This is a genomic window from Nocardioides psychrotolerans (assembly GCF_900113685.1).
Lineage (GTDB): Bacteria > Actinomycetota > Actinomycetes > Propionibacteriales > Nocardioidaceae > Nocardioides > Nocardioides psychrotolerans.
Genome location: NZ_FOQG01000025.1, coordinates 31,626 through 43,934 on the forward strand (window position 1 = coordinate 31,626; position 12,309 = coordinate 43,934).

Sequence of the window (12,309 nt, forward strand, 5' to 3'; positions counted from 1 at the left end):
AGCCCGGTCCTCAGCAAGCAACGCCTTCGCTGCCCGTTTGCGGGCCTTGCGGTCCCGACGCCGTTCCCGCCGAGGCGACACGAGGACGGCGCTGTGCAGCCTGCCCTCGTCCCAGCCAGTCACAGCGAGAGCCCGTGGCTGGGGGTCGGGCGCGACGGCTCCGGCACAAGCGGGAAATCGCTGCTGGTGTCGTAGGCGATCGAGGCCACTACCTCGTGTGCGTGATCGAGCGAGACAGCAACCTGCCGGAGAATCTCACCGGCCCGGTGCAGCTCCCACGAGATCTGACTTGAAACAGCTCGTCCTGCCCTGTCATCGCCCGTGACCCACGCACGTTTCCGGGCGGGTCCGTCATGGAAGGTCGCGAGCTGGTGCAGCGACTGCTCCAGCGAAGCGGCGGCTGCGGACAGTGATCCGAGCACCGAGTAGACCTGTGTGGGGTCGTCGATGGATCGCGTGGCGTACGCGAGGCCACGCAGCGCCTGCTGGGCTTCGGCCGCATCCGCGGCCGGGTCGTTGAACGTAGGCACCGAATCCTCCTGCTGCTCGACATCGAGTGGTCGAGAGTCAGGTGCGCGATGCCGGCCCGATGGGTGGGCGGGAGGCGGGTGATGGCCTCCTCAGGCGGCGTGGTCCGCGGTCAGTCAGGCGTCGGTCTTCGGCGGATGACGATGCCGTACCCCGCTGCCCCATCCGATCTCCCAACCCTCCGCGTCGTCGAAGTCGTCGGCATACGCGATCGGCAGTGCGCCTTCCCGTTCAACGAGTTGCATCAGTTCCTCGTACCACCGGACGTACCCTGGATCTCGTCGATCGGCACATAATGAGGGGAGTGCGGACAACACGGCATCGGCGACCATATCTGGACTCGTGGCCCCCTTTGCGATTGAGGTGTGATGACTCCTGCTCCGAAACGTCCGCTCATGGCCGAGAGTCGGGCGCGTGACGCGGCGCGGGTGTTCACTAGTTCGGTGGAACCGAGAATGGACCCGACCCGTCTATCGGGCATGAGTTCACGTCTAGTCCTCGCTATCGCCAGCGCGTGCGTCGTGCTGACTGGGTGTGCCTCAACCGGCGGCGGGTTGGCGTCGGACGCGCAGGTGGGCGGCACGGTCGATGTCCCTGTGGACTCAGCCGCCCCGACGACCGAGACAGCAACTGGTCCGCTGACGAGTAGCAGCATGGCGTCCTGCGTAGAGGATTACGCGGCGCAGGGCGTGGCCCGGAGGGGTTTCGCGTTTGACGGCACAGTCGTGAGCATCGCTGAGGGCACGACGAACCGTCCCGGCAAGGGTCGGATAGGCACCGCCGGTGTCACGTTCGCTGTGGGAACTTGGTACGTCGGTGGCTCGACGAGCGAGGTCACTATCGACATGGCATCGCCCGGTGGTGGCCCCCGTCTCGATGAGGTGCCACCGACGTACGAGATCGGAACCCGCCTGCTCGTCAGCGGCGAGTCACGGTGGGGCGAAGGGGTCTTGCAGGACGGGCTCGCATGGGGCTGTGGGTTCACCCGCTACTACGACACCAAGACCGCCGATGAATGGCGTGCCGCCACAGACTGACGTGACCGGGTCCGCCCGACTCTGCCGCAATGCACGCGCACCCCCGGGCGTCCCGTGCCATCACACCTCAATTGCAGAGGGGGGGGGCTCGTGGTGGCCGTGACCTGGCCGCCGGCAAACGCCGCGCCTGCTAATGCCGGGCGATTTGGTGGGTCTTGAAGCCGTCATAGATGAGGGTGCGGATGAGGGCGTTGCTCCAGATGATGGGGCGCCCGAGCGTCCCGTTGACCCGCCCTCACTAGACCGACCGGCACAGCGGCAGGGCAGCGGCCGAGAACGCCTGAGCCTGCTGGCCCCAGAGCCGTCGCGTTTCACACGACGCTTGGATCGCGGCCTGCTCGATGGCTGCGACGGCGCGTTCCAGCTCGTCGGGGTCGGGCGCGCTGATCGAGATGAGTCCGGTGGTTCGCAAGATGCCGTGGCCGGCAGTGAGATCGGCTTCCTGTTGGAGCACATCTTGGAACTCGGCGCGCTGCTGGGCGTCTTCGATCTGTCCGATGCGCTGACGTTGGGCGGCATCGGAGACGTACTCGGTCTTCTTCTTGCGGATGTCTCGGGCGGCCTGGTCGGTGCGCATCGGGGTGTAGAGCAGGCTGAACGTTCGACGTACGCCAGACGACAGGAGGACTGGGGCGAGGAAGCCGGGGAACACAAGCGACCGAGGCCACTCGCTGATCCAGAGGACGCAGTGGTGGGCAGAGTCGCTGCGCAGGCTCGACCAGTTCTCGGAGACGGCGACCGGGCCGGCGGTGGCGAGGTCGCGGCCGAGGTCTCCGTGACGTTCGAGGGCCGAGGCGACCACAGGGTCATAGGCGCCGCGGAGCATGACGGCCAGATCGCCGGGGTCCAGCCACTCAGACGGCGCGAGATCGGCTGCCCGCAGCGCGGCGGTGATCGTCGACATCTCCTGGCGCAGCACAGCGGCCGCGCCGCGGTTTCCACCACCGGCCGCACGAATGGCACGGGAAGCGGTTTTCATGTCCAGAGACAGCGAGATCGTGCTCGCGTGCCGCTCTCCCGCAGGCCCGGCCCGTCCGATCAGCTCGCCGTACGTCGCCGAGGCCCACGAGTCGTCGTGACTGCCGTGTCGCGACCACCACGCCGCCAGTCCCTTGCCGGAGTCCGGCAGCGTCCGCTCCATCACTTGCAGCGCCGCGATCCGGCCGGAACGGCAGGCGGTGGCGAGCACCCGCCCCCAACTGACCACGCGACGTTCTTGCTCGACAGGGTCGAGCAAGATGAACGCCGGATGCGAGACCGCCACGATTGCAGTCAGCGTGGCTTGGTGAGGGTCGTGGACCATAACGGCCCCGGTCTCGACGTCGAGCCACTGCCGCAGCCGCGCAGCGTCGCCGGGCAGAGCAAGCGTCCCGACTGGCCGCGGCTTGACGACTCGACGTCGAAACAGGAGTTGCCCACCGGTTGATCGCCACGTCCACCGAGCCACGATGGGCAGCCACTCGATGAGCTTGCGCCCACCGACACCCACCCAGGCAAGCGCGGCGCACAGCAATATGATCGGCAGCGCGTAGGCGAGGATCATGCCGCCGCCGAGGTAGAGCGCAAAGACGAGCACGACGGCACCGATGCCGACCACGACGAGCTGCGCACCGGACAAGCCGAGGAGTACGCCGCGACGCGCGAGTCGGGAGAACTTCACTGGCCGGAGCTCGTAGTCAAGCGCGGCTGAGAGGGTCCTGGTCATTACTTCTCCTTCGATGAGCGGGACGCCATCGGCGGCGTCGGATCAGCGACCTGTGACGGCACGCTGCTCGACGGACCCGCGGGCTCTTGGGCAGCGTCTGCCTGCTGACCCGCCTGGGAGCTGACGAAGTTCCCCAACTGGGGCCCTGCGGCCGCCGCCTGCTTGGCGACGACAACACCCGCTCCAACGGCACCCGCGCCAGCGGCCGCCCCGGCGCCGCCGGCCGCGGACGCGCCTCCCGCGCCACCTCCCGATGCCGGTGCGGGTGGTGTCGCGGAGCCACCGGAACCGCCCGGCCCGGGAGACGACGCGCCATCTTGGCCGAGCACCTTCGGTGCGCCGCCGCCTTGCCCGCCAACAGGGATCGGCAACGGCCGATTGAGCGCTGACTTGGCCTCCTGCTCAGCCGACATCGCCTGGTACATGTCGAAGCCCATGAAGCTGATGGCCTTGTAGGTCAGGTACGGCGCGAACCCGGCTATCAGCATCAGCACCACACCCGCGATCGCATCACCGACGGACTGAAGGTCTGCGTCAATCGGCGTTGATACCTGTGCGGTGGCGAGCAGGAAGATCACGACCAGGACAACTTTGGAAAGGATCAGCGCGATCACAAACGTCGCCCACTTCCCGACCCATCCCCGGGTCTGATCCCACGTCGCGCCGGCCATCGCGATGGGCGCGAACACGATCGCGATCAGAATCAGGGCCTTGCGTACGAGAAGACTGATCCACACGATCACCGCGCCTCCGATGGCCAGCCCTGCGAGGAAGATGGTCAGGATGGCTCCCGCGCCCGGTGCAGCAATGTTGAGGGTGCCCAGTCCAGCGGCGAGCAACGCGATGCGCCCGCCCATCTCCTCCATGTTCGTTCCGGCGGCGTGGACGATCCCAATGGTGAGCTGGTCGGTGACCTCCAGCGCGAGGGCGAGCAGGGTGATCGCGACGAACGATCCGAGGATCGACTTGGCTAACCCCAGGGCCGCTCGGGACAGGGCTGCGGGTTCGCGTCGGATCATGCCGCCGATGACCTGGAGCATGAAGAAGCCGAGCATGACGAACACGGCGACGCCGAAGAGGATGTTGTAGACCCCCGTGTATTGCGGGCTAGTGATGTCGACCCTCGTGGTGCTGTCGAAGACCGTCCACACCGACTCGAAAATCCATCCGGCTGCGCCTCCCATTGCTTGTGCCAGCCAGTCGAACGGCGCGGTCACGAGGCTCGCGGCGGCATCCCCGGCCCTGTCACACACCGGCGAGATCACGGGTACGTCGCATACGTCGACCATCGAGCTTGTCCCTTCGGTTGATCCGCGCGTCAGACCGATTGGCCGACGTTCCAGAAGAAGTTCACGAGCGCTACCGATGCTCCGGTCACGATCGCGGCGGCCAGTGCGACGAGGACTCCCAGCTTGCCGCGGCCCGCGAGGTGTGGGTTCGACGAGTTGGAGCCGAGCGCCCACACGACGGCGGCAATGATCAGTGCGAGCACCGCGAGGATCAGGCCGACCGTCATTGAGGCGCCGACGATGGTGCGGAGCTGCCCAATGCCGGGCAGCCCGTTCGAGTTGGGTTCGATGTCGACGTCATAGGGCAGTAGGCCGACGATCCGGTTGTTGTGGAGGAGGTCGAACACGACGTGCTCCTGTCTGGTTGGTAGGGATGATGGGCAGGTGCGCCAGCCGACCCGCTTCAGAGGGTCGCGCCGAGGTCCAGGAGCCAGTTGGCCCAGGCGAGCGCTCCGCCCGTGAAGACGGCTCCACCGAGCGCGACGAGCACCCCCGTCTTGGCCTTGCCGGCTGCCTGCCAGCCGCCGTTCGACGAGGCAACCGCCCACGTGGCGGCGCAGACGACAACCATGAGGACGGCAGTCAGGAGCCCGAAGGTGAGCAGCGCACCAACGATCTGGCGAAGCTGCCCGGAGCCACCTACGGCTCCGAAGTCAGGGCCGACGGCCGGAAGGAGGGCGGGGATAGTGGTCATGCCGCGTAGGTGTGCCCACGTGTGCGCCTTACATCAGATGTAAGGGCAACTTCCGACGTTACTCGCGCGCAGTGAAGTGCAGGTGGTCGTAATGACCGCCGGTAACGCTGGTCGGGTCGTGCATCCCGCCGCCGTCGTACGCGCGCCATCCTTCGGAGGATCGCGCGACCGACCAGATGCGGCCCTGCCAGATCAGATACTCCACGCCGAGCGTCTCCGCGTTGGCTTTCATCCAGTTGGTGACCCGCCAGCCCAGGTCGAGCGCTGGGCCTGTGGCCGCGTGGCCGATCGAGTTGCCGAAGGTCCCGTCGCAAGCTCGTCCGAGTGAGTGCTCCGAGTCCTGACCGGGGCGGGGGGACCAGCACGACCATGCCGACGTGGGGAACTGCGCACGAACCTGCGCCAGGACGTGAGCGGTGCGGGCGGTGATCTGCCCGTCGGTGGTGGGGTCGTCGACGAGTTGGCTGGGGTCGCTTCCGTCGTAAGGCGCTGCCTCACCCTCCGGTCCACAGCCGCCGCCATCGTCTGCGCCCGCGGCGTCGAGTTCGACCGCACCAATCGCGGCAAGCCACGGCTCAGGGTCAACCGGTGCAGCGTTCGCCCCGCCCGGCCTGACCTCGAAGTGCAGATGCGGACCGCTCGAGTAGCCCGTGGCGCCTACGTCGGCGATGTGCTGGCCGGCGGTCACCGGGTCGTTGACACCGATCCGGATGCTGGCCGAGGTCATGTGCGCGTATCCAGTCGCGAGCCGGTGTTCATTGACGGTGTGCTCGATCAGGATGAGGTTCCCGTATCCGGTGGCCGGGCCGGCGAAGGCGACCCGACCGTCGGCTGCCGCGAGGATCGGCGTCCCTGAGGGCGCCGCGAAGTCGCCGCCCGTGTGCAGCTTGCGGACGCCGGTAATCGGGTGGACACGGATTCCGAATCCGCTGGTCCGCACCCAGGTGCCCGCCGGGAGGGGGAACACCACCCTGGACGTCTCGGGCACGCCGGCCGTGGCTCCGTTGCTCGATGACGGTCCCCGCGTGAGAGCAGTGAGGATCGTCTCGGCGACTGGCTCGAAGTTCGCGTACCGGTCGGGGTGCGCCGACACCTCAACGGCTTGGGCAGCCGAGCCCTTCGGCAGTTGCTTCCAGCCCGGTATGTCGAGGAGCCCACGGGGCGAGCCATGATTCGGGCCGCTCGGTCCGCCGAAGAACGCGCGCGCTTGGTAGCTCGGGTCCATCAAGTTGGCGACGCTGCCCCAGCCGGTGCTGGGTCGCATCTGGAACAGGCCGAGCGAGTCGTTGTCCCCGCCGTCCCCATCGTTCGGGTAGCTCGCTGACTCGGGGTGGGCGGCGGTGTTGGACAACATCCGCAGGGTCGACTCGGTGAGCGCGGCCATGAGCGCGACGATGACGCCATCGCGGCCCACACCAGCAGTTCGCCCGCCCGTGTTGATGACGGTCGCCGCGTGCGTCAATTGCGCCCTGGTCAGGGTGAACCGGGTGCCACTGCCGGTGGTGACGACGAGGTGGTTCGGGACAGCGCCGACCGTCATCCCTGCCGTTGGCCGGCAGGACGCCTGTGCAGCTGGGTTCAGCAGGACTGCCATCCCCATCAGGCAGGTCGCTGGGCCGAGCAAGAGTGCTGCCAAGCCGACGAGGATCGCCTTCCGCATGGCCGAGGCCTCGGCTCAGCCCAGCGGCTCATCGAGCCGCGAGAGCCGCAACAAGTGACAATCGGGGTACGACGGAGCGCAGACGATGAAGACGGTGAAGGCGACGTCATGCTCACTGGCCACCGGGTCGCCCTCCCACACTCCCGCACGGTGGCGAACGCCGGTGATCGTGAACGCCGTCGTGCCGGGTAAGAAGCCATCCGGCCCGGCCTCGACCTCCGCCTGCGACCACAGGCTCGGCACCTTGGCAGTGTCGATTGCCAGCCACTGACGAGTCGCATAGGTGCGGAGCTGAGACCACGCTGTCGCCGTCGGCAGGTAGCCGGCGACATCGGCCACCAGCCCCGGCGATGACTCGCCGGTCGGATCGGCCACCGTCACCAGTCGATTCGTGTAGTCCGAGAGCGGGACCGCGACAACGGTGTCCCAGTCGAAGATCGCGTGCGCCACCAGCCGTGCGAACGACTCCGGGTCCGCAGTCGGATCCAACTCCGGCAGCACGCCGCTGGTGGGCGCAACGTCCGGCGCAGTCTCCGGCGGGGCGAACACGTCTAGCTCCGAGCTAGAAGACGTAGACGACGAGGGGTTGTCCCGCGAGAGCATGGCGTACGCGCTCGCAGCGATGAGCAGGGCGACGGCGGCCGCGGCCGCCACCAAGATGCGGCGACGGCGAAGCGTGTTGTCATGGGCGGGGGAGTAGCGCATCTGCCTGTGTCCTTGCTTCTCGGGAGTTGGTCAGAAACTCAGGTGCGCGGGTGCGCCCCCCTGACGTCAGGCGGACTTCAGTCCGCGCTCACTGCGGGCGGAGTCGGCGAAGGCACAGGTCTCCTGGACGATGCGTTCGAACATCACCCAGTCGGCGTCGCTGAGCTGCTGCCCGACCTCGACGGCGTCGTAGTGCTCAGTCCAGCCTTGAAGATCAGCCCACATGAGGACGAAGGAGCGCACAGACCGGCGAGCCCGCTCCGCGGCGGCGGCTCGCTTCAGCCGGTTTTCGCGGATGCGTCGGGCACGGTCCTCCTTGGCTCGGGCGAGCGCCGCCTCAGCAAGAGCTTCAAGGGCATCCTGAGAGTCGTCCGGATTCTTAGTAGGTGCGGCCCGCACCGCTGCTTTCACACGCTGATAGCTGGGATCGACGGCGCCGCCCTGACGGATCTGCTCCAGTTCGAACTCCGCAACCTTCCTGAGCGCGGCCGGTCGATCACGATCGGACGCGATCTGCTCCATCTCGCAGATCTGCTCAAGGCGAGTGTGCGAGGCGGTTTGGGTCACGTGCAGTGCTGCCTGTCGTGCACTCTTCCCTTGTCCAAGCTGCGGTGGTCTCGAATCGAGACCACCGGCCGGGCCTTCGGTATCTGGCTCGTCGGCCCCGAACTGTGATGCTCGTTGCCGTCTTGCGGCATCTTCGCTCAACAGGTCCTTCAGCTCGCGATACAGAGCCGCAGCGTCGAGCGGCGACAACGGCTTGTGCATCGCATTCTCATCCTGCTCAGCGAGCAGCCTGGTGAGGTCGTCTGAGAGGCCGACCCGCACCCACACCCGCAGGGTTCTCCAGCCCAGCCGCTTGACTGCTGCCAATCGGCGATGCCCGCAGATGAGCACGCCGTCCGGGGTGATGGTGACCGGTTGGAGAAGTCCTAGTCGCTCGATGGATCGCATCAGTGGCGCGAGATCCTCTTCGGGATTTGTCCGGTGGCGGACGCCGACGCTGATCGACTCCACCGTGCGCTCCAGGTCAATGTGTCCGGTCGTGTCAGACACGAGAGGTACCTCCCCGGGTCGGGGCTGTGGACTCGATTGCTCTGCTGAGTCCAACGTCGGTGGCGATCTCCGACGGCAGGTAGCCCATCATCAGGAGCAGAAGAACCCCACGACCGACCGAGGTGTGGAGGAAGTCGGATTGCTGGTTCCCCAGGACTGCGCGCAGCACTGTCATCCACGTTTCGTGGTCGAGATCGAGGAAGGCTTCGACTTGGTGGTCGCGGCGAAGTGACTCGAAGGCTCCCTCCCGTGATCCGGTCCGGATGAGGCGGGCGCAGATGTACTCGATGCACCCGCGGGCAGCGACGGTGGGCCAGCCGAGCTCGGTCAGGATCTGAACCGCCTGGTCCGCGGCCATCCATGCGTTCGTTGGCTCCTCGTCGGCGTGGGTCTCAATCTCATCCCAGTCCCGGACGTCTTGTTCGGGTTGGACTTGGAACGCGGGATGGAATGCGGCGAGTTCGCTATCACGGTCGCTGAATCGCTCAGCGTCGTGGTTGGCCGAGACTGTCGAGCGCCGGGCTTGGTGCGTCGAGCACAGGAGCCCTTCGGCGCGTGAGTCGTAGATCAAGGTGACCTGTACCGCTCGCGTGATGACTGCCCATGGGTCGGCGGCCGCGCGGACAGCTCGAGTGCGCATGGCCTCGAACGCCGCCACCGCGGCATCTTGTGGTTCCAGGCCGTACTTGCGCGCCAAGGCCCCGTACTTGTTGCTTGCGAACGCGAGCAGTTCGGCTGCCTCAGCGTCGTTCTTCCATGTTCCCTGACCCGAGTAGTGGAGGCGGACTAGCAGGAGACGCAGGCCTTCGGCGGTAGTGAATTCGGTGGTGCTCATAGGTCCAAGCCCTCTCGTGATGCGTTAGCTGTCGTTTGCTCCGGTCGGGCGATGGACGTGCGCGTGATTCGCCGGCCGACGCGTGTCGTTGCCTTGCCAGGAGTGCGTCGTGTCCGACGTGACAGCTCGGCCTGCAGGTCAATGCCACGCCGTGCCCACGGGGCTCCGATCGCCGTGGGGAGATCGCTCGGGCGCACCCACGCGATGCTCGGCCTGGTTCGGCCCGGTTCGGATGTCGAGGCGGACTTCGGTCGCGAGGGGTCGCCATGGACGGCGAGGGCAGAGCGCTCGGCTGGCTGCTCGGTCTGCACCGTGGCCTCGCCGAGGCTCCGATCAGTTCGGCGGTCGTAGGGGTCGGGAGTGTTCACAGTCCCACCGCCTCAACCGCCCGTGTAGGGCGAGCGGCATGCGCCGGACCGAGACGTGTGGCGAAGCGGTACGCCGACCGGATCGTCGCGAGCGCCTCCCGTTCGGTCAGCCCTGCCGAGGAGGCTGCGTCACCGAGCAAGGTCGACGCCGCATCGAATCCATGGCCGTTTTCGGCCATCCGGCATGCCGCCCAGAACAACCCGTGGTTGCGCGCTCCTTCGGGCCGCGATGCCACCCAAGCGGCGAGCCGGGCGGGTCGGGCTCCAACGGCTGACATGTTCACGGGGGAACGGATCGGCCGGGGCGGATCGAGGAACGCCCGCAGCCCTGCCGCGTTGACCGGGCGGGGCTGGTGTTGTGCGACGGCGATCAGCTCGTACTCACGCAGCGCGCCATCGGGCTGGGCGACTCGTGACGGCGGCAGGACGATGTAGCCGCCGTCGCCTCGGAAGTCCACGTGCTTGCCCGGAACCTGCCAGGACCGCTGCTCGCTCGCCGAGGTTCGGAGGAAGTAGGCATGGAGACCAGTCGATGGCGTGCGCACCAGCCAGGACCACCCCTCGACCAACCCCGCAGACCTGGCCCGCTCGAAGGCCGAGTAGCCGTTGCCGCCGAGGTGGACGTCGACGTCGACCACGTCAAGCCCCGACGCAGCTCCGGTGGGCAGCGCGAGGTTGGCATCTGGCCAGCGCCGCCACCAGGCGGTGACCTGCGCGGGGTCGGCGCTCGCGTCGTGGAAGCCGCGGCTCGTGAGCGGCTGCTTGCCTCCTGGGACGCAGGGGAAGACCGGGACGCCGGCCTGCGCGAGGGCGGTTGCCGCGGTGGGTAGGTCCGGCGCTGCAAATGCCTGGAGCGCCGCGGTGGTCAGCAACCGATGCGTGATTGGTGTCGAGCTGCTCATGCACCCGACTGTGGATCGGTAACGTTACCCATTTCGGCGCCAGTGGGATGTTCCACTAGGGGGAACGTTGACGTTTTCGCAGGTCAGACCACGTTCCCCCGAAAGTTCTCGGAGGGGCTTGCGCTGCTGTTCTCAGACCGGACGAACCCTCGGGATGTGTCCGTTTGGGGATCCCCGTGTGGGACGGCCCGGGCAACCGCGTCAATGGCGGTGGAATGGGCTAGGTCGGACTGACACCAGTTCGTGCGGCGGACCCTGGTGCGGTCGCAGCACAGGTGTACGTCGACGGTGTGCCGCGCAATTCGTCGCCTGTGCAGGGGAGGACTCTAGAGGCGCGGCTGACAACTGCACCCGAAGGAAATGTCTCCGAGGCGCTCGGCGCTGATCCTCCCGCAGCGAGAGCACTCGACCCGGTGAGGGTCGTAAGCCATGGACGGGTTGGTGAGCGGCCCGAGGTAGATATGGCCGTACTTCTCGGCGGTGGCTTCTGCCCGCTCGTAGGTAACAGGCTCGTTGTCGCCATACGGTCCGATGGCCGCTCGCTGCTCAGCCCCCCATCCGCGCCAAAAGCAGGCCCGGCAGGTCTCGACGTTCGCGGCGTTGTTGTCCTGCACGTAGACGAATCGGTAGTGCGCGACGTTGCCGCACCGTCGGCATCGGGTGAGCAGCCAGTCCTTCGGATGGGTAAAGGACTCCAGCGGCTCCAAGCCCCCTCTGGCCAGGATCACGTCGATGTGGGCGTAGCAGTAGGTCGGGTTCTTATACGTCTTGAAGGCGGCACCGTTGGTGCAGGTATTGATTGAACAGACTTGGTCAGTGGAAATGGGTTCTCGACGCAGAGGCTTCGGCGGCTTGGGGGGCTTCGGCGGTGTCGGTGTTGGCCGTTCCGCAAGCGGGACCGACCGGAGCCGATCTCGCTTCGGTGGTGTACCCGTCCCCGGGCCGGGCACGGGGAACAGGTCGGTAACGTTCGCGAAGTCAGTGATCGGCTTGCCTTGGATGCATCGCGCGAAGTCGTCCTCAGTCATGACCTCGATGGGTTGGCCTCCGTCCTGTAGGTCAAACGCCTTGCGCGCTTTGCCAGTGACGTTTGAGCCAGGCCGTAGAACGCCGGGATTGATGTCGCCCACCACCAGCACGTGGGTCCGCTTCGTGGTGTTCTGTTCGGGCGTGGCACCGACACGAGCGCACTCCTGTCGTGCAACATCACGGGTCATGGACATCAACGTGCCGGTGAACACGACGACCCGACCGTAGAGGTAGCCGCTCGGGTCCGCGTCCGTGTTGACCTCGATGGGTGTGAAGTTCCTCCCGCCACTGCCGAGGGCGACGCTGCCGGTGTAGGTGCCGCTGCTCATGTGCCCGATGCCCAGACGATGGGCGGCTACTAAGTCCGCGAGCTCGTTGACTCCGGCCTCGTCTGCTAGGCCATTAACGGGACTGCCCAGGCTCTGGTTGACACTCGGGGTGGGTGGTTCTCAGGCAGCGTCTGCTGCTGAGTAGATGGTCTCAAACTCGATCGGGGTCAGT

Annotated in this window: 13 protein-coding genes; 1 reads left to right on the forward strand and 12 read right to left on the reverse strand. The window is 67.0% G+C overall.

The features are described 5' to 3' along the window. Positions 1 to 119 precede the first annotated feature (119 nt). A complete protein-coding gene (locus tag BM204_RS20455) occupies positions 120 to 530 on the reverse strand; it encodes a hypothetical protein (protein WP_091117267.1) in 411 nt (136 codons plus the stop codon). A gap of 114 nt (positions 531 to 644) precedes the next feature. Next, on the reverse strand, positions 645 to 773 hold the full coding sequence (locus BM204_RS23355) for a hypothetical protein (protein WP_256215809.1): 129 nt from the start codon (positions 771 to 773) through the stop codon (positions 645 to 647). 327 nt (positions 774 to 1,100) lie between these two features. On the opposite strand from BM204_RS23355, the gene BM204_RS20460 reads away from it, so the two are divergent. Next, positions 1,101 to 1,565: a hypothetical protein gene (locus BM204_RS20460; protein WP_143099854.1), complete on the forward strand. Its 465-nt coding sequence runs from the start codon at positions 1,101 to 1,103 to the stop codon at positions 1,563 to 1,565. Positions 1,566 to 1,803: 238 nt separating this feature from the next. Here the strand turns inward: BM204_RS20460 and BM204_RS20465 are convergent, their stop codons facing one another. The 10 genes from BM204_RS20465 to BM204_RS20510 all read right to left on the reverse strand — a co-directional run bounded on the left by BM204_RS20465 (position 1,804) and on the right by BM204_RS20510 (position 12,137). Further along, entirely contained in the window at positions 1,804 to 3,270 is a 1,467-nt protein-coding gene (locus BM204_RS20465) for a PrgI family protein (RefSeq protein WP_091117270.1), read from the reverse strand. After that, positions 3,270 to 4,535 (reverse strand): TrbL/VirB6 family protein, encoded by a 1,266-nt coding sequence (locus tag BM204_RS20470; RefSeq protein WP_143099855.1) that lies wholly within the window; start codon positions 4,533 to 4,535, stop codon positions 3,270 to 3,272. The genes BM204_RS20465 and BM204_RS20470 overlap by 1 nt, the downstream gene beginning before the upstream one ends. Positions 4,536 to 4,588: 53 nt before the next feature. Next, positions 4,589 to 4,906, reverse strand: coding sequence for a DUF6112 family protein (locus BM204_RS20475; protein ID WP_091117274.1), 318 nt, complete (start codon positions 4,904 to 4,906; stop codon positions 4,589 to 4,591). A gap of 56 nt (positions 4,907 to 4,962) precedes the next feature. Beyond that, entirely contained in the window at positions 4,963 to 5,253 is a 291-nt protein-coding gene (locus BM204_RS20480) for a DUF6112 family protein (RefSeq protein WP_091117275.1), read from the reverse strand. A 58-nt stretch (positions 5,254 to 5,311) separates the two neighbouring features. Then, entirely contained in the window at positions 5,312 to 6,913 is a 1,602-nt protein-coding gene (locus BM204_RS20485) for a M23 family metallopeptidase (protein WP_091117277.1), read from the reverse strand. Between the two features lie 15 nt (positions 6,914 to 6,928). Beyond that, the gene (locus BM204_RS20490) at positions 6,929 to 7,618 is read right to left on the reverse strand and encodes a hypothetical protein (protein ID WP_091117279.1); all 690 of its coding nucleotides are present in this window, start codon (positions 7,616 to 7,618) and stop codon (positions 6,929 to 6,931) included. Between the two features lie 66 nt (positions 7,619 to 7,684). Next, on the reverse strand, positions 7,685 to 8,674 hold the full coding sequence (locus BM204_RS20495) for a ParB N-terminal domain-containing protein (protein WP_091117280.1): 990 nt from the start codon (positions 8,672 to 8,674) through the stop codon (positions 7,685 to 7,687). Beyond that, the gene (locus BM204_RS20500; protein WP_091117282.1) at positions 8,667 to 9,509 is read right to left on the reverse strand and encodes a hypothetical protein; all 843 of its coding nucleotides are present in this window, start codon (positions 9,507 to 9,509) and stop codon (positions 8,667 to 8,669) included. The genes BM204_RS20495 and BM204_RS20500 overlap by 8 nt, the downstream gene beginning before the upstream one ends. A 364-nt stretch (positions 9,510 to 9,873) precedes the next feature. After that, a complete protein-coding gene (locus BM204_RS20505) occupies positions 9,874 to 10,779 on the reverse strand; it encodes a bifunctional DNA primase/polymerase (RefSeq protein ID WP_091117283.1) in 906 nt (301 codons plus the stop codon). A 326-nt stretch (positions 10,780 to 11,105) separates the two neighbouring features. Beyond that, a complete protein-coding gene (locus tag BM204_RS20510; protein WP_091117285.1) occupies positions 11,106 to 12,137 on the reverse strand; it encodes a BRCT domain-containing protein in 1,032 nt (343 codons plus the stop codon). Positions 12,138 to 12,309 lie beyond the last annotated feature (172 nt).